The organism is Faecalicatena sp. (genome assembly GCF_058819085.1).
The window spans coordinates 104,894-126,466 of the sequence record NZ_JBZUUL010000018.1; the positions used below are offsets into that span (position 1 = coordinate 104,894).

General features: G+C 47.2%; 24 protein-coding genes and 1 tRNA gene. 2 read left to right on the plus strand and 23 right to left on the minus strand.

Features of this window, described 5'->3' with window-relative positions:
• Positions 1 to 2: 2 nt before the first annotated feature.
• Entirely contained in the window at positions 3 to 686 is a 684-nt protein-coding gene (tsaA, locus tag AC4OGX_RS08705) for a tRNA (N6-threonylcarbamoyladenosine(37)-N6)-methyltransferase TrmO (protein WP_493329840.1), read from the plus strand.
• 57 nt (positions 687 to 743) lie between these two features.
• On the opposite strand, the gene AC4OGX_RS08710 is transcribed toward tsaA, so the two are convergent.
• From AC4OGX_RS08710 to AC4OGX_RS08735, 6 genes are all read right to left on the minus strand, one after another.
• Positions 744 to 1,586, minus strand: a complete 843-nt coding sequence (locus AC4OGX_RS08710; RefSeq protein WP_493329841.1) for a MurR/RpiR family transcriptional regulator — start codon at positions 1,584 to 1,586, stop codon at positions 744 to 746.
• 86 nt (positions 1,587 to 1,672) lie between these two features.
• Positions 1,673 to 2,569: an ROK family protein gene (locus AC4OGX_RS08715; RefSeq protein ID WP_493329963.1), complete on the minus strand. Its 897-nt coding sequence runs from the start codon at positions 2,567 to 2,569 to the stop codon at positions 1,673 to 1,675.
• Positions 2,570 to 2,718: 149 nt separating this feature from the next.
• Positions 2,719 to 3,171: a NanQ anomerase/TabA/YiaL family protein gene (locus AC4OGX_RS08720; protein ID WP_493329842.1), complete on the minus strand. Its 453-nt coding sequence runs from the start codon at positions 3,169 to 3,171 to the stop codon at positions 2,719 to 2,721.
• A gap of 88 nt (positions 3,172 to 3,259) precedes the next feature.
• Positions 3,260 to 4,765, minus strand: a complete 1,506-nt coding sequence (locus AC4OGX_RS08725) for a sodium:solute symporter family protein (RefSeq protein ID WP_493329843.1) — start codon at positions 4,763 to 4,765, stop codon at positions 3,260 to 3,262.
• A 45-nt stretch (positions 4,766 to 4,810) separates the two neighbouring features.
• Complete coding sequence (locus tag AC4OGX_RS08730) at positions 4,811 to 5,728, minus strand: dihydrodipicolinate synthase family protein (protein ID WP_493329844.1); 918 nt, start codon at positions 5,726 to 5,728, stop codon at positions 4,811 to 4,813.
• A 63-nt stretch (positions 5,729 to 5,791) separates the two neighbouring features.
• Entirely contained in the window at positions 5,792 to 6,478 is a 687-nt protein-coding gene (locus AC4OGX_RS08735) for an N-acetylmannosamine-6-phosphate 2-epimerase (RefSeq protein WP_493329845.1), read from the minus strand.
• Positions 6,479 to 6,811: 333 nt separating this feature from the next.
• On the opposite strand from AC4OGX_RS08735, the gene AC4OGX_RS08740 reads away from it, so the two are divergent.
• Positions 6,812 to 6,882, plus strand: a tRNA-Trp gene (locus tag AC4OGX_RS08740).
• Positions 6,883 to 6,996: 114 nt separating this feature from the next.
• On the opposite strand, the gene AC4OGX_RS08745 is transcribed toward AC4OGX_RS08740, so the two are convergent.
• The 17 genes from AC4OGX_RS08745 to fliD form a co-directional block, all read right to left on the minus strand.
• On the minus strand, positions 6,997 to 7,659 hold the full coding sequence (locus tag AC4OGX_RS08745) for a hypothetical protein (protein WP_493329847.1): 663 nt from the start codon (positions 7,657 to 7,659) through the stop codon (positions 6,997 to 6,999).
• 167 nt (positions 7,660 to 7,826) lie between these two features.
• Entirely contained in the window at positions 7,827 to 8,489 is a 663-nt protein-coding gene (locus AC4OGX_RS08750; RefSeq protein WP_493329848.1) for a hypothetical protein, read from the minus strand.
• 172 nt (positions 8,490 to 8,661) lie between these two features.
• The gene (locus AC4OGX_RS08755) at positions 8,662 to 9,531 is read right to left on the minus strand and encodes a DNA-binding domain-containing protein (protein ID WP_493329850.1); all 870 of its coding nucleotides are present in this window, start codon (positions 9,529 to 9,531) and stop codon (positions 8,662 to 8,664) included.
• A 30-nt stretch (positions 9,532 to 9,561) separates the two neighbouring features.
• Positions 9,562 to 10,806: a sensor histidine kinase gene (locus AC4OGX_RS08760; protein WP_493329851.1), complete on the minus strand. Its 1,245-nt coding sequence runs from the start codon at positions 10,804 to 10,806 to the stop codon at positions 9,562 to 9,564.
• 20 nt (positions 10,807 to 10,826) lie between these two features.
• On the minus strand, positions 10,827 to 11,600 hold the full coding sequence (locus AC4OGX_RS08765) for a cell division ATP-binding protein FtsE (RefSeq protein WP_493329965.1): 774 nt from the start codon (positions 11,598 to 11,600) through the stop codon (positions 10,827 to 10,829).
• 16 nt (positions 11,601 to 11,616) lie between these two features.
• Positions 11,617 to 12,687 (minus strand): flagellar biosynthesis protein FlhB, encoded by a 1,071-nt coding sequence (gene flhB / locus AC4OGX_RS08770; protein WP_493329853.1) that lies wholly within the window; start codon positions 12,685 to 12,687, stop codon positions 11,617 to 11,619.
• Between the two features lie 19 nt (positions 12,688 to 12,706).
• Positions 12,707 to 13,480 (minus strand): flagellar biosynthetic protein FliR, encoded by a 774-nt coding sequence (locus AC4OGX_RS08775; RefSeq protein ID WP_493329855.1) that lies wholly within the window; start codon positions 13,478 to 13,480, stop codon positions 12,707 to 12,709.
• A 13-nt stretch (positions 13,481 to 13,493) separates the two neighbouring features.
• Positions 13,494 to 13,757 carry a flagellar biosynthesis protein FliQ gene (fliQ, locus tag AC4OGX_RS08780; protein WP_493329856.1) on the minus strand — a complete coding sequence of 88 codons (264 nt, stop codon included), beginning with the start codon at positions 13,755 to 13,757 and terminating at the stop codon, positions 13,494 to 13,496.
• A gap of 13 nt (positions 13,758 to 13,770) precedes the next feature.
• Positions 13,771 to 14,577: a flagellar type III secretion system pore protein FliP gene (fliP, locus tag AC4OGX_RS08785; RefSeq protein ID WP_493329857.1), complete on the minus strand. Its 807-nt coding sequence runs from the start codon at positions 14,575 to 14,577 to the stop codon at positions 13,771 to 13,773.
• On the minus strand, positions 14,574 to 14,933 hold the full coding sequence (locus AC4OGX_RS08790; RefSeq protein WP_493329858.1) for a FliO/MopB family protein: 360 nt from the start codon (positions 14,931 to 14,933) through the stop codon (positions 14,574 to 14,576). The genes fliP and AC4OGX_RS08790 overlap by 4 nt, the downstream gene beginning before the upstream one ends.
• Before the next feature lie 11 nt (positions 14,934 to 14,944).
• Positions 14,945 to 15,889, minus strand: a complete 945-nt coding sequence (locus tag AC4OGX_RS08795) for a FliM/FliN family flagellar motor switch protein (RefSeq protein WP_493329860.1) — start codon at positions 15,887 to 15,889, stop codon at positions 14,945 to 14,947.
• Between the two features lie 18 nt (positions 15,890 to 15,907).
• On the minus strand, positions 15,908 to 16,792 hold the full coding sequence (locus tag AC4OGX_RS08800; protein WP_493329861.1) for a flagellar motor switch protein FliM: 885 nt from the start codon (positions 16,790 to 16,792) through the stop codon (positions 15,908 to 15,910).
• Between the two features lie 113 nt (positions 16,793 to 16,905).
• On the minus strand, positions 16,906 to 17,700 hold the full coding sequence (locus AC4OGX_RS08805) for an OmpA family protein (protein WP_493329863.1): 795 nt from the start codon (positions 17,698 to 17,700) through the stop codon (positions 16,906 to 16,908).
• A 37-nt stretch (positions 17,701 to 17,737) separates the two neighbouring features.
• On the minus strand, positions 17,738 to 18,211 hold the full coding sequence (gene flgC / locus AC4OGX_RS08810; protein WP_493329865.1) for a flagellar basal body rod protein FlgC: 474 nt from the start codon (positions 18,209 to 18,211) through the stop codon (positions 17,738 to 17,740).
• 12 nt (positions 18,212 to 18,223) lie between these two features.
• Entirely contained in the window at positions 18,224 to 18,586 is a 363-nt protein-coding gene (gene flgB, locus AC4OGX_RS08815) for a flagellar basal body rod protein FlgB (protein WP_493329866.1), read from the minus strand.
• 16 nt (positions 18,587 to 18,602) lie between these two features.
• Entirely contained in the window at positions 18,603 to 18,989 is a 387-nt protein-coding gene (fliS, locus tag AC4OGX_RS08820; protein WP_493329867.1) for a flagellar export chaperone FliS, read from the minus strand.
• 12 nt (positions 18,990 to 19,001) lie between these two features.
• A complete protein-coding gene (fliD, locus tag AC4OGX_RS08825) occupies positions 19,002 to 21,563 on the minus strand; it encodes a flagellar filament capping protein FliD (RefSeq protein ID WP_493329868.1) in 2,562 nt (853 codons plus the stop codon).
• Positions 21,564 to 21,573: the final 10 nt, after the last annotated feature.

Below are 21,573 nucleotides of genomic sequence, written 5' to 3' on the forward strand. Positions count from 1 at the left end.
TCATGGATTCCTTATATACCATCAATACCATTGCCCGCATCCAAAGCGATTTTCCTGAAAAATTCGGGATTCCCCGCCAGAGTGGACTGATCGAGGAGTTAAAAGCGAGGATCATCTTCGAGCCAGATTACCGCAGCCCGGATGCCCTGAAAGGACTGGAAGGCTACTCACATCTCTGGCTCATCTGGGGATTTTCCAAGGCCGTCCGTAAGGACTGGTCTCCCACGGTCCGTCCGCCCCGCCTCGGCGGCAATCAGCGGATGGGGGTGTTTGCCACCCGCTCTCCGTTCAGGCCAAACCCGCTGGGGCTCTCCTGTGTAAGGCTGGATAGGCTGGAACCCACAGAGGAATACGGCACCATTCTCCATGTATCCGGTGCCGACCTGCTCAATGACACTCCTATTTTTGATATCAAGCCTTATCTGCCTTATGTGGACAGCCATCCCGATGCGCGCGGCGGTTTTGGCAGCACCCGCAAGGATTACCAGCTAAACATAGACTGTCCGCCGGACATCCGAAAACAGATCCCTGCCCAACACCAGGACGCCCTTCTTAAGGTGCTCGCCCAGGATCCCCGCCCATCCTATCAGGAGGACCCGGCACGGATCTATGGCATGAAATATGCGGGAATGAACGTGAAATTCTATGTAGAAGGAAACACGCTGCATATCATAAGGATCGAATAAAAAATATCCCTGTCAGGTAATGCCCCTTCCCCAAAGTGCATCATCTGACAGGGATATTTAAAATTTGTCCCCAAATTCGCTTTTTTCCCTCTCCCTGAGCGCCCGCAGCGTATTATCGTGGAGCGTCTCCTTCTCATATTTATTCTGTTCGAGAAAATAGGAATAAATAATATCAAGCATCACCAGCACCGGGAACTGCGGTGAGATCACATTCCCGTGGTTTAAGTGCTTCAAAGAAGGGAGAAGCAGTACTTCATCGCAGAATTCCTCTAAAACCTCCCTGTTCTTTGCAGTCACCATTACTGTCCTTGCCTTCCGTTTATGCGCTTCCCTCAAGAGATAAAGCACTTCCTCCCTTTCACCGCTGATGCTGACCCCGAACACAAGACACGCCTGGTTCTGAAAAACTGCCTGCATCCGCATCAGGTCACTGTCCTGTATGGAATCGATATCCACACCGATCCTCATGAACCTCAGCTTCATCTCCCTTGCCGCCAGGCCCGAACTTCCCATGCCGCACACAAATACCCTGGAAGCCTGGTTTAAGTAACGGCTGATCCTTGCGATCTGCGCCTCATCCACCAGACTGTAGGTCTTGTTCAGCAGCTCCTGGTATACATTGAGCACCATCCTCGTATTCCCCGTGATCGATTCCGGTTTCTCCACAAATGTCTCCTCATACTGATAAACGAACTCGCGATACCCACGGTATCCGCATTTCTTTGCAAAACGGGACAGAGAGGCCTCTGAAACAAAAAGCTGTTCTGCAACTGCTTTTGCCGAGAAATCCATTTTTCTCCTGTTCTGGATAAAGAAATCTGCGATACTTTTCTCTACCGTTGTAAAGTTATCATAATTCGACTCAATAATCGGTACTACGGACTTCATGTAATACTCCATAACCCACCAATCCTATCTTAGAACTTATAATCCCGGCCGCAACAAGGCTGTCCCCTCTCAATTTGACATACCACAGCTTTGTCTTTTTACTTTTCTATATTACCACGCTTTTCCACAAAATGGTAGAATGCTCCCAACATTCCTGCATCATTTCTATGCCGGGCAAACTTGATCGTAGTATGAGACGCAATACTGGGCACGAGATATTTGGCTGCTGCCGCCTCGATCCTCTCCTTCAGATAGGCCTCCTGGGCCATGATCCCGCCGCCTAATACAACCGTCTGCGGGTTTAATACATAGCAGATATTCGCGATTCCCCTGCCGAGAATATCGACCATCTCATCGATCGCCTGAATACAGATCTCATTGCCGGCCTTTGCCTCTTCAAAAATGTGATAGCCATTCCAGAAATGCACCGGCTCTCCTTTTCTCTCCGCCACCTTCTTTGTCAGAATACTGGCAGCACCAAGGGTCTGAAAATCACTGTCAAACATATGCATATAGCCTACCTCGCACGCGCTGTTGCTATATCCATGGAAAACCTTCCCGTCCAGCACGATGCATCCGCCGATCCCGGTCCCGATGGTCAGCATCAGAGTACTTGTACTTCCCTTTGCCGCACCTGACACACTCTCTGCCAGACCTGCACAGTTCACATCGTTCTCCACCTCACAGGGGATACCAAAGGTTTCCTCCATGACCTCCTTAAACTTTGTCCCGGCATAATTGGGAATCAGAGGAGCAGCATAGAAGATCTCTCCTTTTTCAGTATCCACCATCCCCGCCGTGGAGATACAGATCCCGCTGATCTCTTCCCCGTTCTTTAATTCCCGTACGATTCCGACCGCCTTTTCCAGAATAGACGGCCCGCCCTTCTGGGCCTCTGTACGCATCTCGCTGCGGCTTAAGATCTTCCCTGTGCCAGTAATGATCCCGTACTTGATCGCAGTGCCTCCGATATCAATACTCACATATTTTTTCACTGCTGCAGCCTCCTTTGCATTTTCGAATGTCATATCACCCGCTCCCTTCATGTCGAAAAGGCCAGACTCCGGCAGTATATCTGATGATCAAAGTCTCCTTATCACCAAACACACCCAGCCAGGTGCCTGACCCTCTTTCTATTATTGTACTACTGAATCCGAACTTTGAAAATCGCTTTTTTTATCGCTTTTGGCTCTTTCACTTTGACAGCCGTACGGTGTGCATCATGCGGATAGCACACAAGGAAATCTCCTTCATTCAATACGACATGGCTGTTCGGCTCTCCCTCCAGAGGCAGGAAATCCCCCTCCGGCTGGAATTCCTTCTGTTCCATATTCTCAATGAAGTTGACATCGATCTGTTCCGGCCCGTCCAGCATGACGTGGATATCCAGGTACTGTCTGTGTGCCTCCCAGAAACGTTCCTCCGGTGTCGTGGTAGTGTACTCCACGATATTCACAAACAGCCTGTCCCCGTCTATTTCATGTGTTCCCTTTTCAAATGACAGTAAATCATGTTCTTTTGCAAAAGCAAAGCATTCCTGGATCTGACTGTCCAGAAAACTATACTCGCTTAAATTTCGGATATTTCCAAAAATCATAGCCCACAATCCTTTCTTGAAGCCGCAGGACCGGAATCTTTTCCAGCCTGCGGCCCGCTGATATCTTATATATGTTTTATACCTCTGATCAGTCCTTGTAGATCGTTGTATTCGGTGCCGGTACAGAAGTATCTCCCTTGATCTTTCTCCAGATCAGACTGGCCGGGATACCGACCACAAGTGATACCGTAATGGTGATCACTGAGTAGGACCAGATCGTAACACTTCCTGCCGGTGTGAAATACTTCACGCTGACGATCACGATGGTTGCTGCGATAAATGCCAGGGTAGCTCCAAATGTATTGGCAATCTTTGTAAATGCTCCCAGGATAAATGTTCCTACCAGGATACCAAGTACGAGTCCCATGAATCCGTTAAACCACTCGTATGCAGATTTGACTCCGCCGTTTGCAAGCACCATGGCAACTACGATTGAGAAGATACCTACGATCAGGGATACATACTGACCGATCTTTGTCTGTTTCTCAAAGCTTAATTCCTTCTTGGACAGACGGGACTGGATGTCCAGTGTCCAGCTGGATGCTACGGAGTTCAGGCCTGTTGACAGGGTGGACTGGGATGCGGCATAGATCGCTGCAAGCAGAAGTCCTGTGATACCGACCGGAAGCTCGAACGCAATGTAGGATGCGAAGATCTGATCCTGTGCTGCTGCCGGCGGAAGTGCATGCTGCTGATAGAATACATACAGTCCTGTACCGATCAGGTAGAATACCGTTGCGATGAAGATGGATAATGCTCCGTTTGTAAGCATCATCTTATTCAGTTTCTTTGTATCTGTTGTTGTGGTAAAACGCTGTACAATATCCTGGCTGGATACATAAGATCCCATTGTGTTAAGACCTGCACCTACGATCAGGATAAATACACTGTCTTTGAAAATGTTCGGGTTAAAGAGCGGCTGATCCACTGCCAGGAACTTATGCTCTGCTGTAAAGGATGCAAATACTGCCCCGAGCCCTCCATCGATGTGTGACAAGAGGAATACCAATGCAAAAGTAACACCGATCAAAAGGACGGATCCCTGGATGAAGTCTGTCCAGAGTACGGATTTCAATCCGCCTGTGTAGGAATAAATAATTGCAATGATACCCATGATGATGATCAGGATATTGACGTTGATCCCCATCAGATTTGACAGTACCATACATGGCAGATACATAATGATGGACATACGTCCGACCTGATAAATAATGAACATCACCGCACCCAGAACACGCAGTCCCTTGCTTCCGAAACGAAGCTCCAGATAATGGTACGCCGTATCAATGTCCAATTTACTGTAGATCGGCAGGAAAAACTTGATCGTCAGCGGGATCGCCACAAGCATACCTAACTGAGCGAACCACATGATCCACGTTCCTGCATATGAGTTTCCTGCCAGCGACAGGAAAGAAATCGGACTCAATAATGTTGCGAAAATAGATACGGAAGTCACCCACCACGGCACCGTTCCGTCCCCTTTAAAATACTCTTTTCCCTTCATTTCCTTTTTTGCGAAATGAAGTCCGGCAAATAAAACTGCTGCCAGATATACAATCAAAATGATTAAGTCAATGACTGTGAAGCCTTGCATATCATCTTCCTCCTATCGTTTTCTCTCATAATTCCTTTTTCTATCTTACAGATATTTCGCTTTTGCATCGCGGATCATCTTTGCTGCTTCTTCCACGATCGGCATATCTGAATCGATCAGGGACGGCAGCGGTCTGTGTACTCCGCCGAGCTCCAGTCCTTCGTTGATCTTTAAGATTGCCTTGATCACACCATACATATTTCCGTGTCCTGAGCACATCTTGTAGATGATGGAGTTGATGGCATACTGCAGCTCTCTTGCTTCCTCCATTCTGCCTGCTCTTACGTGTTCGTCCAGCTTCAAGAATAATTCCGGCATTGCACCATAGGTTCCGCCAATGGCGCCCTCTGCACCGATCACACGGCCGCTCATGAACTGCTCGTCCGGTCCGTTGAAGATCACATAGTCCTCTCCTGCTGCATCCTTGAACATCTGGATATCCTGTACCGGCATGGAAGAGTTCTTCACACCGATGACTCTTGGATTCTTTCTCATCTCTGCAAACAGGCTCATAGTCAGAGCAACCCCTGCCAGCTGAGGAATATTGTAGATGACAAAGTCTGTGTTAGGAGCTGCATCGCTGATATCATTCCAATACTGTGCGATAGCATACTCAGGCAGGTGGAAATAGATCGGCGGGATCGCGGCGATGGCATCTACCCCAAGGCTTTCTGCATGTGCCGCCAGCTCCCTGCTGTCCTCTGTGTTGTTGCAGGCAACGTGGGCGATGACAGTCAGCTTCCCTTTCGCTTCCTTCATTACATTTTCCAAAACTACCTTCTTGTCCTCAACACTCTGATAAATACACTCTCCTGAGGAACCATTTACATAAACACCCTTTACTCCTTTTTCGATGAAGTAGCGTGTCAGTGCCTGCACTCCTTCCGGGCTGATTTTTCCTTCTTTGTCATAGCATGCGTAAAATGCCGGGATAACGCCTTTGTACTTTTCCAAGTTTCTCATGATACATTCTCCTTTTCTTATATGAATATACTGACAATTGTTACCTCTTCCAATGACTTATACCTAATCCAATGCTTCTGCGAAAGATTTTGTGATAAGCTGCGGCCTTGTGATGATGGAGCCGACCACTACCGCAAATGCTCCAAGTTCGATCACACGTCTCGCCTTCTCTGGTGTATTCACATTCCCCTCTGCGATCACCGGATGTTTTACCTTAGAAACGATCGTCCGCAGGATTTCAAAATCGTTTTCTTCTATCTTTAAGTCTTTGCTCTGATCAGTATATCCAACCATTGTTGTCCCGATGAAATCAAAGCCGATCTCATCTGCATGAACTGCCTCCTCCACAGTAGAGCAGTCAGCCATAAAAAGCTGATCCGGGCACTTTGCCTTTACCTCTGCAAAAAATTCGTCCAGGCTCTTATCCCCCGGCCGGCGGTCAATCGTCGCATCCATAGCGATGATCTCCGGTTTTACTTCCATCAGCTCATCGATCTCCTTCATCGTAGGCGTAATATAAACCTTACTGCCCTCATAGTCGCGTTTCACGATACCAATGACCGGAAGGTCAACCTGGGACTTGATCTCTGCAATATCTTCCTTCGTGTTTGCTCGGATACCGGATGCACCGCCTTCCTTTGCAGCCAGTGCCATTCTTCCCATAATAAAGGAAGAGTGCAGCGGCTCATGAGGAAGTGCCTGACAGGATACGATCAGTTTACCTTTTAACTGTTCTACACGTTCATTCATCTCTTTCATCCTCCTTGCTTGATCTGTTATCAGTATAATCTTCAATGTTTTTAATTTCAATAGATGACAATTCTATTGAAAGTTCTTTCAAAGTTTTTTCTTTCAACATGGCATTATACCCATTTTAGTACCTTCTCATTTGTTAAATTTGCACAATTCAACGTTGCTTCTTTCCGAAAAATGCCCCTATCTATAAGCTTTTTATGAACACGGAATCTTATTTTTCTAAAATCTCGAAAAAAATGTAAAAAAATGAATATTTCTTATTGACAAATAGACCCCCTATGAGTATAATAATCAAGTGACTGATAACTGAGTCACACAAACATCTATAGGGGATTGGTCAAATGGTATGATAGGGGTCTCCAAAACCTTTGGTGGGAGTTCGATTCTCTCATCCCCTGCTATTTATTATAACAAAGAGTAACCGGAATTTTCTTTCAGAAAATTCCGGTTACTTTTTATTTATATTCTATTTTTTACGTTTCAAACTGACCCGTTTCCAATTGATCCTCAGCCTATTCTCCGATATCCGTTGACAATGTCAGTGCATCCAGTGCCCTGAAATCTGCTTCCGGGATCTCATATACCTTATCCTTGTTTAACTCTACATGTACCGTAATGGTCTGTGCCTCACCATAATGTACCCCTGCGTCTAAAGATTCCCGAAGAACGTCATAATACATTTCAACCTCTTTATTTAAGATCTCTTCCTCTGTCGGAATAGCCCCGCCATTCTGCACATCCGCCTGCAATTGCTCTGTATACTCCTGGATCTTTTCCATAAAAGTAGTATAAGTCTCTGCCAGGTTCAGGATCGGCTCTACAGTTACCTCCACTGTAAAATTACCCTTTTTATCTTCCTTGGCCTCTCCTACTGTATACTTCACATTTTTGTTCAGATCTGCAAAAAAGTCCCTGTACTTCTTTAAGATATCGTCGGATAAATCCCACTGTGAAAATTCCTCTACCATATAGTCCAGATTTTCCGAATAAACAGCCTCTGCCTCTTCCTTCGTGGACTCGGTAAGCTTCATGTACTCCTTTGTCTCCCCCTTATAGCAGAGATCCAGGATTGATTTGGTGTACCCGCTTGCATCAAACTTCTTTGCGCAGCCTCCTAACAAAGTCAGCGCCATGACAAACAATAAAACCGCTGCGATTCCTTTTCTTTTGTTCATAAGTCTTTCCTCCTCATTATGATTGGCAGGCCCTTTAAGAAAACCTGTCCTATTAGGACGATTATACCATTTAATCACACAGAAATAAAGAAAGATCTTATCCTTTTGATATTTTTTTAACACGTGCTGTTTCCAGAACTATATACTGGCCAGTTTCTCATGTCATTCTATTGGAGTACCTTCCGGGACAGCATCTTATCATCCAGCGCTTTCATATCCTCCCCCGGAATCTCATAAATGTCTCCCTCTCCTTTATTGACATGTACGGTAACCGTCTCCGGCTCACCATATGAAAGCCCCTGCTCAACCACTTCATTGAGGATGTGGTAGTAGAGATCATAGATCTGATTCTGCATTTCCTCCTCTGACGGCATTTCGGCCCCATTCATCACATCATTGCTGACCTGTGTGGCATACGCCTTTGCCTGCTCCTGAAACTGAGTGTATGTATCGTCAAAGATAGTGATCGGCTCCACGGACACATCCACGGTAAAATTCCCGTTGTCCTTCTCCTTCGCCTCCGCTACCGTATACCTGACACTTTTCATCAGGTCTGTGAACAACTGCCTGTAATTCTTTTGAAGTTCATCCGGCAGATTTAATTTTTCATAATCCTCCATCGTGATATCCAGACTCTTTGTAAATATTTCGTCCGCCGCCTCTTTTGTGGAACCTGTCAGTTCCATGTACTGCTTTGTTTCATTCTTATACGTGACATCCAAAAGTGCCTTCGTATATCCGGCTGCATTAAACTTGCCGGCACAGCCTCCCAGCACCGCCAGCAGAACTGCCGTCACAACCGCCGCTGTGATCCTCTTTTTTTTGTACATATACTCTTCCTCCTTATGGGCTTGTCAGGTTTGTCTGATTCCCTGCCACAAGGATTATAACACTGTCCCTTTGTTGAAAAAGGAAGAAGCATGTCACTCGTTTTCGATATGATCTTACAAAGTAAGACTCTTTTCTGATTCTTGAAACTATGCTTTATGATAACATTTTTGTTTATGATGCTGTCATCCGAAGCAGAAAGCCTTCGATAAACTTCTTCGAACTGATCCGTCCCTGCTCTGCTGCCGGATCCTTGAGGTACCGCATCCTGGCCCTCACCTGTCCAAAATCAAACAAGAGATTTGCGTAATCTGCAAATACCGGGTCATAATAATCCTCAGCTCCCATCTGAGCGATATTATCCAGGGCTTTCAGCATAATCCTGCGCACCCGCTGCTCCAATGCTTTCTTATTAGAAGCAAGCTGCTCCATACCGTACAGCTCTCCTGCAACCTTTTCATAAATATCTTTCATCTGATAGGGCTTTTCCGCTTTCTGATATTCCAGGATCATGTAAATGATCTTACGAAGCTCGTCGATCCCCTTCATTCCCCAGATCCCGATATCAGAACAGATCTTCCGAAACCGTTCTCCAAGTACATTTTGATTCACGGACGGAACTGCCTGGATCCCAAGCAACGCTCCCTGGATCGTATCCATTGACTTCTGGAGATGTACCAGCTTTGCCACATTGGAGATGACACTGACAACCTCGATCGCATTCAACGGCTTATTAATATAGAACATAATGCCTCTTTCATACGCTTTTTCCATCATCTGTGCATCGTCCACCTGGGAGATCATGATGACCTTCCCCTGAAAACCGCCCTGCGTGATCTCCTCCAAAACATGAATTCCATCCTTTCCGGGCAGCAGCAGATCTAAAAGCACGATATCCGGCTGTACAAAAAGAATCTCCTCCGCCGCATCTGCCCCTGAATCCTGGATTCCCGCGATCGTCCCCAGATCTTCTTTCCTGATAAAAAATTCAAGCATCTTCTGTATGTTTTTGTCATCATCTACAATAAATATAGAAGGTTTCACATCTTTCCCTCCTGATCCTTTTTCTTTGATCTATAACGCGGCTATTGGCAGCTTGATCTGAAACTCACTGCCTTCCCCCGGACGGCTCTTTACTTCCACTGTCCCGCCGAGATGCCGGATGATATTCGCTACATGACAGAGTCCGATCCCGGTTGACATCTGCCCGGTCTCTTTATCATATTTTGTGGAAAATCCGGCTCCCCAGATATACTCCTGCATATCAGGATCGATCCCGCAGCCATTGTCTGTGACTGTGAGCACAAGCAGCTCCGCCTGCCGCTCCGCAGAAAGGCAGATCTGCCCTCCCTCCTCACAGGCATCCATACTGTTGACAAGTAAATTATTTAAAATGGTAAAAAGATCATAATAATGCTGGACCTGCAGCTCCGTCTGGCAGCGCACCTTAAAAGCAAGTTTTTTCCCCCGCTGTGTCATTTGGCGCTTCGTGTTATCCTCTATGATACGAAAAACAGCCGACAGCTTCATGCTTTTCTCCTCATGCTCATGGATCAGGGCAGCAAATCCCTCCGCAACCCTCTGATAATCCTTTCGGATTTCATGTGCCTCCCTGGCGATATCTAAAGCAGGCTGTCCGTCCTGCCCTCTGCTTTCCAGATCCTCATAAAGCTGATGGCTCTTCCTTGTCAGTTCATTTAGATCCTCCATGGATTTTTTCAGATAGAAGGACTCCGCATAAATATCCGTCACGATCTGATTGAGCTGTGCATAATGGCTCTGATGCTCCTTCTTCCTGAGATAGAGATGCTCCCACTCATACATCCAGTATACCATCCAGACAAAGGCCCCGCGTATCACAGCGATCAGCACGGAATATATGACAGCCTTTCCCTCCGGATGTCCCATCAGAGCAAGCTGTACCGCATTCGCCGCACAGTCGCAGAAGATCATTCCCATCATCAGCCGGAACTTCTGGCTGTGGTTTGAAATATAAAACCAAATGCTCATCAGAATGCTGTATATCCCATAATAAAAAAGGGCCGGAAGGAACATCGACATAAATCCCGCATCCCCCGCGGCTCCCACAGTCCCCCTCAACAGACATGCTGTTGCTGACATCACTGTCATCAGAGGCAGGACCGGAAATTCCGGCTGAAATAAAAGAAGGGTATTCACAGCAGGTGTACCCAGTGATACCACATAGCTTGTATAAGTAAATGGAGAGATGTAGACCTGGCATAAAAGCCCAAGCAGCAGGCCATAGCATAGAATACGGAACCACTGCTTTTTAAACAGATCTCTGATATGTCTTGTCATCCTGCCGCCTCCCATTCTTCTTATTCTATGAGTGTGCCATTCATTCCCATATGTTCTTCTTCGGCCTCCTGGCACATATATCTCCCATGCTCACAGTCATTGATCACCCTTCCATTCTCCAGCGTCACCACTCTCTTGCCAAGTGCATTCACGATCTCCCGGTTGTGGGTAGCCACGACCACGGTTGTCCCTGTCTGATTGATCCTCTCCATGATCTTGATGATCTCGATCGCGTTCAGCCTGTCCAAATTCCTGGTCGGCTCATCTGCCAGAAGGATGTATGGCTTATTAATGACCGCCCTGGCGATTGCCACACGCTGCATCTCACCGCCGGACAGCTGGTCTGGATGGCTCTTGGCCTTATCCTCCAGCCCTACCATGGCAAGGACTTCCTTCACATGCCTGGAGATACTATGGGAGGTCACACCCAGCACGCGCTGTGCAAAGGCAATATTCTCATAAACCGTCCACTCTGGGATCAGCCGGAAATCCTGGAATACCACCCCGAGGATACGGCGGTATCGGTATAGATAATGGGGAGTCACCTTTCCCAGGTCAACCCCGTTCACGACGATCCTCCCTCTGTCCGGTTCCAGATCCTTTAACAGCAGATTGATCAGAGTCGTCTTCCCTGCACCGCTCTGCCCGGTCAAAAAGACAAACTCTCCCTTTTTAATATGAAGGCTGATCCCATTAAGCGCCGCCTCATCCGCATACCTTTTCTCTACATTTTCCAGAATAACCATATGAACTCCTGTCCGCTGCTTCCCTCCCTGGGAGGGCGGTTTCCTCATACACTCCAAACACAGCCTATTTGGATGTGTGCTTCCTCTTTCTCATATTATAAACCACTGCCAGTATCGCTGCAACTGCCTGATAAAACTGGGCAGGAATCTCCATATCGATCTCCACCGCCTCAAACAGCCCCCGGGCAAGCGGCCGGTCCTCGGTGATATAGATCCCGTGTTCTTCCCCGATCGCCACGATACGAAGTGCCACCCGGTCGGCGCCTTTTGCCAGGACAACGGGCGCATGGTTTTTCTCAGAATCATATTTGATCGCAACGGCATAATGGGTCGGGTTACGGATAATAACATCTGCCTCCGGCACCTTCTGCATCATACGCATAGAGGCCATCTGCCGCTGCTTTTCTTTGATCTTCCCTTTGACCTGCGGATCCCCCTCCGACTGCTTATATTCTTCCTTGATCTCTTGTTTGCTCATTCGCAGATTTTTCTCATAATCCCACCACTGATACAGATAATCAAACACTCCCATCACAAGAAACATGATCCCCACCGTATTGACCAGAGAGACCAGGCTGTCTCCTGCAAAGCTCAGTGCTCCCACGACACTTCCGTCCATCAGGCGGGGATATTCATAGATCCTGCTCTTGATATTTAGATAGATCACCACGCCAAGTACACTGATCTTCACCACTGCTTTGAGAAGCTCGATCGTGGAACGTAGAGAAAACAAGCGTTTGAATCCTTTCAGGGGACTGATGCGGCTCCCTTTAAACTTGATTGCATCTCCCGAAAACAGCATTTTGGTCTGAAATGCAGTAAAAATAACAGCTCCTGCCATACTGACAAGCAGTAGTGGAAGTGCCGCCATACCAAACAGCATGACCGCCTTTACCAGCATATCTTTGATATTTCCGGATGTCACCGGATACATGGTCGCTGCCAGAGAAAAGAAAAGCTGTACTGCCTGCCGGATATGTTTATAAATGTAAGGAGCCAGCAGCCTAAGGGCATTAAAAATAACTAAAAGCGACAGCACGGAAGTCAGATCATGACTCTGGAAGATATTTCCTTTCTTCCGTTCATCCCGGCGCCGCTTGGGAGTGGCTTTTTCAGTTTTTTCGTCCGCTGCCATAACCGATCAACTCCTTTTTCTACACCGCGACCGTCAATAATTTCTGCATGTTATCGAGTATCACACCTATATAATTATCAATAAAATTCCCTATAGGCTGTGCAAACAAAAGCACCAGCAGAAGTCCTGCGATGATCTTGCACTGCATATTAATCACAAACACATGGATCTGCGGGATCAGCTTCATCAGAATCCCCATTGCAGCCTCCACGATAAATTCAGCAATGATAAACGGAAGACTCATCTTGAGCATCAGAAGAAATGCCGAATTGAACAATGTTAATAGAAAGCTGCTGATCTCTTCCAAAAGAAGGGTATAGGCTCCCGGCGGAATCACATCAAATGAGTACGCAAAAGTTTTGATCATGACCAGATGGCTTCCCGTGGCAAAAAAGTACAGAACAAACACGATCTGAAGCAGCTGTCCCATCACAGAAACCTGTGTTCCGCTGACTGGGTCAAACACTTTTGCCATGGACAACCCAAAGACAGTATCCATAACATCGCCTGCCACAAATATCATATAATAAAAAATCTGGAACACCAGACCGAAGCAGACTCCTAAAGCTGCCTCTTTGAACAGTGCCATCATCATCTCTACCGTTTGAAAGCCGGCAGCAGCCTGAGCATCCAGATTCGGTGCGAGTAAAAGACTGAGCGCCAGCACAAGCCCGACACGCACACGCATCGGCACATTTTTCCTGGAGAGAAGCGGGTTGGCAAGGAGCATCCCTCCCATTCTGGCAAATACCAGCAGAAACACATCGAAGTAACCCATGAGACTGTCCATCATCTATCCCTCCGCATTACAGGCCTGCCATAAGCGAAAACAGCTTCTGGATAAAATCATTAAAAATGTTGAACATCCAAGGGCCGAGAAGTACCAGGACGATCGCTATCACGATCAGCTTCGGCACAAAAGTCAGGGTCTGCTCATGGATCTGTGTTGCCGCCTGGAATATGGCAATGATAAGTCCCACCACGATACTCACGATCAAAAGCGGCCCCGCAAGCTCAAAGGCAACAAACATCGCCTCTTTCATTACTTCTAAAACTTCTCCTGTACTCATCTGATCTCTCCTGTCACTTGAATCCCTGCACTAATGTCTTGATCACCAGATCCCATCCGCCTACCAGTACAAACAGCATGATCTTAAAAGGCAGTGCGATCATTGTCGGCGGCAGCATAACCATTCCCATCGACATCAGTGTGCTCGCCACCACCATGTCAATGATCAGAAATGGGATGAAGATCAGAAATCCCATCGTAAACGCCCGGTTCAGTTCACTTAGAACGAACGCCGGGGTAAGTACCGTAATGCTCAGAGGCATATATTTCTCGATCCCCTTCGCTTCCTTCGATATCTCCGGCAGCTTTGTCTTGGAGATGGACATGATCAGATCCAGACTCTTCTTCTCCGTCTGCTTTAGCATAAACTCCTTCACCGGAACTTCCGCCTCCTTTAAGGCTTCCTGTCTGGTCATCGTCCCTTCCTTATAGGGCTCATAGGCGTTTGTATTTACCTTTGAGATGACCGGGCTCATGATGAACACCGTAAGCACCAGCGCCAGTCCCACAAGGATCTGGTTCGGCGGTGACTGCTGGGTGCCCAGTGCATTTCTCATAAAGGAAAGTACGATGATGATCCTCGTAAAGCTGGTCATCATCACAACAAGAGAAGGCACAACAGCTAAAAAAAGGAACAGCAAAAGAACGTCCAGTGTATCCGAACCATTCCCGTCTGTTCCATTTCCCAGGCTGATACTCAGATTGGCAGCCTCTGCCTGACGTCCCCAGATAAAAAACAGGACTGCTGCGGCTGCAAATGATAGTAAAAAAATAGCACCGTATTTGATTAGATCTTTTCGTGTGTACTGCCTTTCCTTCATGCCCTGTCCCCTCTGTTTCTGCTTCTGCCTGACTTACTGCCGAAATTTTTCTGAATCTGCTTTGCCAAAATCCTGCCAAAATCCTCCGGCTGCTTCTGACTGCCCTCTATATACTCCTCCAACTCCTCCAGCTTCTGTATCCCACCCGGCGTTACCCCCAGAAGGACCACCCGCTCCTGGATACGGGCGATCAGAAGATAACTGTCCTTCCCAAGCATCACCTTCTCCAGGATCTGGATATTCGCTGATGCCTGTCTTTGCCCCGCTGTCCCCGCGATCAGCTTTGTTGTGTAATAAGCAAGCACTAAGACCCCGATCAACACTGCAAAATACAGCAGAAGTTTTAATACAATCATAATTTACCTAACTACCCTTTCCTGTTCACGATCTCTGTAATACGGGTCGCGAACTGTTCTCCCATGACCACGATATCTCCCTTGGCGATCAATTCACCGTTCACCACGATATCAGCGGGGGAGCCTGCCTGTTTATCCAGCATCAGCACACGTCCCTCTTCCAGATTCAGGATGTCCTTCACCGTACACTCCATGCTTCCGATCTGCACCGACACCCCGAGTGTGATCTCCTGTATCTTATCACGCTTTTCATCGATATCCGTCACTGTCTCTTTCAACTCTTCCATCTTAAATTCCGGGAAACCGGCTTCTTTTACCTTGATCATCCTTCCCGGTCTTTCAGCCGGCCTGAACTTCTGCTGTACTGTTTCCCTTGAAACAGTCTCTCTGCTTGACCCGATTCCAAGTACCTTAAGTATCTGCTCCGACAGTACACAGAAGATCCGTCCAGATACGGTGTCCTGAATCTCCATCTCCCAGTTGATCAGTAAAAGCTCCTGCATATCTGCCTCACGGCACCAGCCTTCCAGCTGTTCTTCTGATTCCATACGCTTGAGGCCGAGCAGCTCCTGATGAACCTCATATCCCAAAAATTCAGTAACTGCCTCCCTGGCTGATTCTACGCTCTGTGCAGTAATCTCCTTTAGTGTGCTCAGTACAATATCATCGATCGTCTGCGCATTGCCTGTCCCCATCACCAGTCCTGCCGCATATCCGGCAAGCACCTCCTCGACCAGGAATATCTCTCTGCTCTGTGTCTGTTCTCTGTACACCCTGATCCCTGCCGCCACACAGGACTCCGGCAGGATGGTCCGAAGTTCTCCGAACGTGACCCTCTGGATTTCAGGCTCTGACATCACAGCCCTTTTTCCAAAAAGCATCGACATCGTACTGGCAGCCGGCACCAGGGCCAGCTTTATCAGTTCTATCAATGATTCAAAATCCAATCTGCCCATTTTATTCTTCCCTCCGGCCTAAAGTACTTTCTCTATCTGTACAGCCTTGCGAAGCTTGGTGTGTCCGGGCTTTGCCGTAAAACTTAAGACATCCTCGACCATCACTTCCACATCACTGTCTATTCTCCTATTCAACGGCACCACATCTCCGACCTGCAGCTTCATGACCTCTTGTGCATCCAGCTCAAACCGCTGCAGGATCGCTCTAAGCTCTACCTCTGTCTCCAGAAGATTCTGTACAAGATTCACTCTTCTTGCCGCCCCATTATCTCTGCGCTTTGTCTTCTGAACATACTTGAATCCAAACTTAGAAGTCAGTTCCTCCACATTTGCAGCCGGCATTGCAAGATAAAATTTCGTTGCAAGTTCTTTCACACGTACTTCCATCTCCACGACCAGGATCACATCCTCCGATGCACTCATCTGAAGAAGGTGAGAATTCGTCTCCATTCCCGTCAGTACGGCCCTGATATCCATATAACCGTTCCATGCATCCTGCACATATTCGGTGATCTTCTTTAACAGGTGCTCTATGATCGCCATCTCTATGTCCGTAAACTCCCGGTCCAATTCGTATTCTGTCCCCTGTCCGCCCAAAAGACGTTCGATCATAAAGAAACACAACGCAGGCTCCATCTCAAACACGATGGGAGATTCGTTGTATTCCTTGTTATCAGGGATCAGGTTCATCAAGGCGAACATAGAAATATCCTCCCCCGCACTGATGTATTCCTGATACCTGCATTCTTCTATTTTTGAAACACTGACCTCACAGTACACCTGCATAAGCCCGGTCAGCCAGGTTGCAAGTGAGCGTGAAAAACTTTCGTAGAGATTCTCCACGATGCTCATGCGCTCTTTTGTAAACTTTTTTGGAGATTTAAAATCATATGTCTTGATCAATGTTATGTCCTTCCTCTGCCGCTTTCGGATCTATACTGCCTCATATTACCTCGAAATCCGCACTCCCCGGTCTATAATCCGTTCTGTCTATGTAATATGTCTATAGGAGCTGTCTACTGGGTCTGTGCCCCCGGGACATCGATCGGTGTCAGCGGGTCGAATTTTTGTGCACTTCCGGTCCCGTCCCCTTCCAGCTGGGTCCACTCAAAATCTTTTCCTAAAATGATGATGTCGACCCTGCGGTTCTGATCCCGGCCTTCCTTTGTACTGTTGTCTGCTATGGGATAATTCTTGCCATATCCTCTGGAGATCAGCTTCTTCGGCTCGATTCCTTTCTGCTCCTCCAGATAGATCGCAACATTGTCCGCTCTCTGTGAGGAAAGAATCCGGTCATTCCATGCTGAATCCGGTGCATCTGCCGTATGGCCGTTGATATAGATCGCCAGGATCTCCGGCTCCTTCGCCTTTAAGACATCCCCCACATAGTCCAGATAGCTGATATTCTCCTGGCGGATATCCGGGCTGTCCGGTGCGAACAGCATCTCGTTCTTAAACCGGATATATAACACATCATCCTCCTGTGTCACTTCTGCTGCCGCATGATTTGCCTGCATATAAGACTCGATCTTCTCCTTAGCCTCATTCAGCGCCGCTTCCGAGGCAGTCAGTTCCTCCTTTGTATCTCCCACCTGGGGATACTTCAGGTTCTGAGGCAGATCCTTTAATTCCAGCTTGGATTCGATTCCAAGCTTCTTCTGCATGGCCTCTGCCACCTTCTCCAGCTTGACCATGTTAATGTTCGATATACTATACAATAAAACGAAGAAGGTCAGAACCAATGTAATCATATCTGCATATGTATTCAACCATTCCTGACCGTCTCCGCTATTCCTCTGCTTCCGTTTCATCGGGAACACCGCCTTCTTCCCTATCTATTTCCCGTATCTATTTCCCGATTTCAAGAGCCTTCATTGCCATTGATTTCGTAATATTCAGTGCTGTGATATTCGCCTCATATGCCCGGGTAGCTGCCATCAGATCCACCATCTCCTCGGCATTGTTGACATTGGGCATCTGTACATATCCGTTCTCGTCCGCATCCGGATTGGTGGGATCATACACGGGTACGAAGGCCTCCTGGCTCTCCACCACTTCCTCCACGATCACGCCGCCCTCTGTCCTGCTGCCTGTTCTGTGGTTCCTGCCCACAGAGGCGCCGCCGGTCTTCATTGCATTGCCAAGCTGCTCCTGAAAGGAGAGGGGCTGTTCCCGAAAAACAACCTGCTTCCTCCTGTAAGGTCCGCCTTCTTCTGTCCTGGTCGTATTCTGATTCGCAAGATTCTGGAGGATGATATCTGTCCGGAACCGTTCCGCCGTCAAGGCAGAACCTGTAATATCCAGTGAATTTAAAAATGACATCTCTTCTCCTCCTTACTTCGCCGTATTGTTGATGACATAGCGCAGGGAAGAGAGCTTCCCTGCCATCCGCTGTGACAATGCTGAATATTGTGCATATGCCTGCCACATCTCAAGCTCCTCTTTGTCTACATTCACATTATTGCCATCCGGCCTGGAGGAGGTCGAATCATCTGTCGTGATCACTGCCTTCTGCTCCCAGGCTGCCGCCTTTCCTTTCTCTGCCTTGGAAAGGACCTCCTGAAACTCAACATTCTTTGATTTAAATCCCGGTGTCTCACTGTTGGCAACGTTATTGCTGTGCACCTTCTGCTTCATCCAGGCTGCATCCAGTCCGTTGATCAGAGATTGATATGACTTGTCTTCAAATAGTGACATGGCGTAACTCCTTTACTTATGAAACCTGGCTCCTCATGATCCTCGCCTGCTTATCAGCCTGCTTAAAGGACTCCTTAAGCTCTCCGATCAGAGGCAGTATCTCCTCCACCGGCTCCGGGTCCTTCTTCATATTCGCCTGTACGATCTTATAGTTAAAAAACTCATACAGTGCAGATAGATTCTTTGATATCTCATACTTATCATCAAGCGTCACGTCCAGATGGGTGAAGATACTCTGTGCCTTCTGGAATGCAGTATTGCTGCTAACGTAATCCTTCTGTTCCAGAAACTTCAGACCTTCATTCAGACGCTTTTGTGCTGTCTCAAATAATAGATTGATCATATCGCCGCCCGTCATCGTCATCACGGACTGCTCTTTATATTTCTCATATGGATTCTGCATGATATCTACTCCTTAATTCGAACCAGAAAACTGTTGTGTCACCCAGGAACTCTGCGAATTTAACTGGGACAAGGCCTGCTCCATGGCTGAAAACTGCTGCCAGTAGCGCGCCCTCTCAGCTTCATATTTCTTATTAAGCTCTTTGATTCTGTCACTGATCTCAGAGAGTTCCTTACTCAATGTATTCTGTTTGTCGAGTGCTGTTTTTGCTCCCGCATACTCAACTAGGATTCCCGGTGAACCACTGCTGATATTAGCAGTATCCTTCAAGATGTCACCTAACGCCTGGCCCACACCATCCGTCTTATTAGAGAACAGCTGCTGTACTTTATCCAGATTGGTAGAAAGTGCTGCACGCAGCTTTTCCTCATCCAGTATCAGCTTTCCATTGTCCTTATAATCCGAGGAAGTATCAAGACCGATATCATATAATGCCATCCCGGCACTCTCCACAGTCTTGTACATCACAGAGCGCATACTGCCCAAAAAAGAGTCTATGGTACCGTCATTGCGTAGAAGACCTTGTTTCGCTTTTTCCTCCCAGCGTTCGATATCCTTCTCTGTCATCTCCTTTTTCTGTGCGTCTGTCAGAGGTGGATAAGAGCGGTAATTCGATTTTTCTGTCAGATATCCATTCAATTCGTCGACTATTGAATTATAATCTTCGACAAATTCTTTAATTCCACTTACTATTTTATCGGTATCCCGCTCAGTTGTCAAGCTAATTGGGCCAGTTGACTCCGTCATTAATTCGATGTTAACACCATTGATCGAAAATTCATTTGTGTTCCTTTCTATTGCAGTTCCGTCAACAGTGAGCTTTGCATTCTGCCCCTGCTTAATCTCAAGAGGATCACCTGTTGTGTTAAAAGAAAGGGACTCCTCTCCAAACAGCTGTTTCAGCGTATTTTCGCCGTTTACATCCCCTGTGACCGATACATTCTTACCCGTCATATTTGTAATAGATAAGGACTTTGTAACCGGATCAAAAGCAAGAGTACCAATGTTCATATCATTAAACTTTTGTGTGAGCTGTTCTACCGTCCAGGAGGAATCAAGAACTAACGTCTGTGTGACTGCATTCCCTGAATCATCTGTCCCATTAATCGTCCAGCTCCCAGTAAGTCCGAGCGCCCCAAGAGTACTGTCTTTTGTCACTTCCTGGCTGACAAGAGCCTGAGTGGTGTCATCACCTGCACTGAATCCAAACGCGTCATTCACATTATGCAGCAGATCCTCCTCATCAAAGCTTATTGTATATCCATTCGCAGATTTAATCTGTATATGATGGTCCGCTGTCTCTGAAAGCCGGACATTCCCGGCTCCCAGCCCGGTGTCCAGCTGGTCATTAATCGCCTGGATAAAACTGCTTTTGTCATAATCAGGATCATCCTCCGCCAGAGCGGGAATCCCAACCTCTACTGCCCGGCCGTTCAAATGGAATTTAAAACTCTGCCCGCCAGAGCGCGCAGCCGACATGATACTGTCCAAAAGTCCATCATCTATCTCATCAAATCCGGTCAGCGTATCTGTAGAACGCATCCCTGCCATACTGCCTGTGATCCCGCTTCCCTGACCGGATCCGAACATGGCTGACAGCAGGTTTCCCTGGGTCTGCTTTATTTCAATATCTGCGATATCTCCTGTCATTTTGGATTCCATCGTGAACTTATCTGTGATCGAATTGTAAGTCACCCTCACTCCTGCATCACTGTTATTGATCCGGTTAAGTACATCCCCCACCGTATCATTACCGTTTGCCTTGATCACGGTCCCATTGATAGAAAACTCAAACGACGCTCCCTGAAGCTTCGTAGCAAAAGGAGCTTCACTCAGCAGCGCATTGTAATTCAGTTTATTGGAAGCGCCCTCCATAAACCCAAGCTTTTTTAAAGAATCCCCGCCGATTGTATCTGTCAGGATAATGGTATGGCTGCTGCCGCTTCCGTCAAACTTAAGGCCTCCATTTAACTCCGATGCCGTAATTGTATTCCCAAATACACTTTTTAGGCTTTCATTCAGATTTGTTACAAGATCCGTAACATTACCTGCTCCCTGAAAACGAATCGTTTTTTTCACACCATCCAGACTGACATCAATGGAAAGCTCTTCTCCTGCAAAAGCCGCAAGGTCAGCGGCATCGATCGCACCGCCTTCCAGAACCTTTGACACTGTCAGGCTGCTGTTCGTAGAAACCTGATACGCCGTCGCAAGCTGGTCAATGCTGTCGATCCTAATATTCGAAGCCGCCTGTGAGCTGGATGAGATTACCTTCACTGCGCCTGAACTGCTTGTAGAATTCATCACATTAAAAAATGCATTACTCAATAAATTGGTATCGGTCGGACTGCTGAATGTAAAAAATTTGGTTCTGAAATTGTCCAGCTTCGTTATGATATCCCGGTAGATCTCCTGCTTCCATTCAATCTGCTGTTTCTTAGCATACTGCTTATCGATCTTGGACTGCGTACCTGACAACAGCTTCTCGACCATACTCTCCGTATCCAGGCCTGATACAAGTCCCGGCATCATATTACCTATGGTGACACTGCTTGTTGGGTCAATTGATGACATACGGCTCCCT

What these genes read in the sequence shown, in the direction of transcription:
- flgB (WP_493329866.1), bottom strand. Translation starts at nt 18,586, where the DNA reads ATGTCACTATTTGAAGACAAGTCATATCAATCTCTGATCAACGGACTG.
- fliS (WP_493329867.1), bottom strand. Translation starts at nt 18,989, where the DNA reads ATGCAGAATCCATATGAGAAATATAAAGAGCAGTCCGTGATGACGATG.
- AC4OGX_RS08790 (WP_493329858.1), bottom strand. Translation starts at nt 14,933, where the DNA reads ATGATTGTATTAAAACTTCTGCTGTATTTTGCAGTGTTGATCGGGGTC.
- fliQ (WP_493329856.1), bottom strand. Translation starts at nt 13,757, where the DNA reads ATGAGTACAGGAGAAGTTTTAGAAGTAATGAAAGAGGCGATGTTTGTT.
- AC4OGX_RS08725 (WP_493329843.1), bottom strand. Translation starts at nt 4,765, where the DNA reads ATGCAAGGCTTCACAGTCATTGACTTAATCATTTTGATTGTATATCTG.
- AC4OGX_RS08795 (WP_493329860.1), bottom strand. Translation starts at nt 15,889, where the DNA reads ATGGGCAGATTGGATTTTGAATCATTGATAGAACTGATAAAGCTGGCC.
- fliP (WP_493329857.1), bottom strand. Translation starts at nt 14,577, where the DNA reads ATGAAGGAAAGGCAGTACACACGAAAAGATCTAATCAAATACGGTGCT.
- flgC (WP_493329865.1), bottom strand. Translation starts at nt 18,211, where the DNA reads ATGTCATTTTTAAATTCACTGGATATTACAGGTTCTGCCTTGACGGCG.
- AC4OGX_RS08710 (WP_493329841.1), bottom strand. Translation starts at nt 1,586, where the DNA reads ATGGAGTATTACATGAAGTCCGTAGTACCGATTATTGAGTCGAATTAT.
- fliD (WP_493329868.1), bottom strand. Translation starts at nt 21,563, where the DNA reads ATGTCATCAATTGACCCAACAAGCAGTGTCACCATAGGTAATATGATG.
- flhB (WP_493329853.1), bottom strand. Translation starts at nt 12,687, where the DNA reads ATGGCAGCGGACGAAAAAACTGAAAAAGCCACTCCCAAGCGGCGCCGG.
- AC4OGX_RS08765 (WP_493329965.1), bottom strand. Translation starts at nt 11,600, where the DNA reads ATGAGGAAACCGCCCTCCCAGGGAGGGAAGCAGCGGACAGGAGTTCAT.
- AC4OGX_RS08745 (WP_493329847.1), bottom strand. Translation starts at nt 7,659, where the DNA reads ATGAACAAAAGAAAAGGAATCGCAGCGGTTTTATTGTTTGTCATGGCG.
- AC4OGX_RS08750 (WP_493329848.1), bottom strand. Translation starts at nt 8,489, where the DNA reads ATGTACAAAAAAAAGAGGATCACAGCGGCGGTTGTGACGGCAGTTCTG.
- AC4OGX_RS08735 (WP_493329845.1), bottom strand. Translation starts at nt 6,478, where the DNA reads ATGAATGAACGTGTAGAACAGTTAAAAGGTAAACTGATCGTATCCTGT.
- AC4OGX_RS08775 (WP_493329855.1), bottom strand. Translation starts at nt 13,480, where the DNA reads ATGATGGACAGTCTCATGGGTTACTTCGATGTGTTTCTGCTGGTATTT.
- AC4OGX_RS08760 (WP_493329851.1), bottom strand. Translation starts at nt 10,806, where the DNA reads ATGACAAGACATATCAGAGATCTGTTTAAAAAGCAGTGGTTCCGTATT.
- AC4OGX_RS08730 (WP_493329844.1), bottom strand. Translation starts at nt 5,728, where the DNA reads ATGAGAAACTTGGAAAAGTACAAAGGCGTTATCCCGGCATTTTACGCA.
- AC4OGX_RS08720 (WP_493329842.1), bottom strand. Translation starts at nt 3,171, where the DNA reads ATGATTTTTGGAAATATCCGAAATTTAAGCGAGTATAGTTTTCTGGAC.
- AC4OGX_RS08805 (WP_493329863.1), bottom strand. Translation starts at nt 17,700, where the DNA reads ATGAAACGGAAGCAGAGGAATAGCGGAGACGGTCAGGAATGGTTGAAT.
- tsaA (WP_493329840.1), top strand. Translation starts at nt 3, where the DNA reads ATGGATTCCTTATATACCATCAATACCATTGCCCGCATCCAAAGCGAT.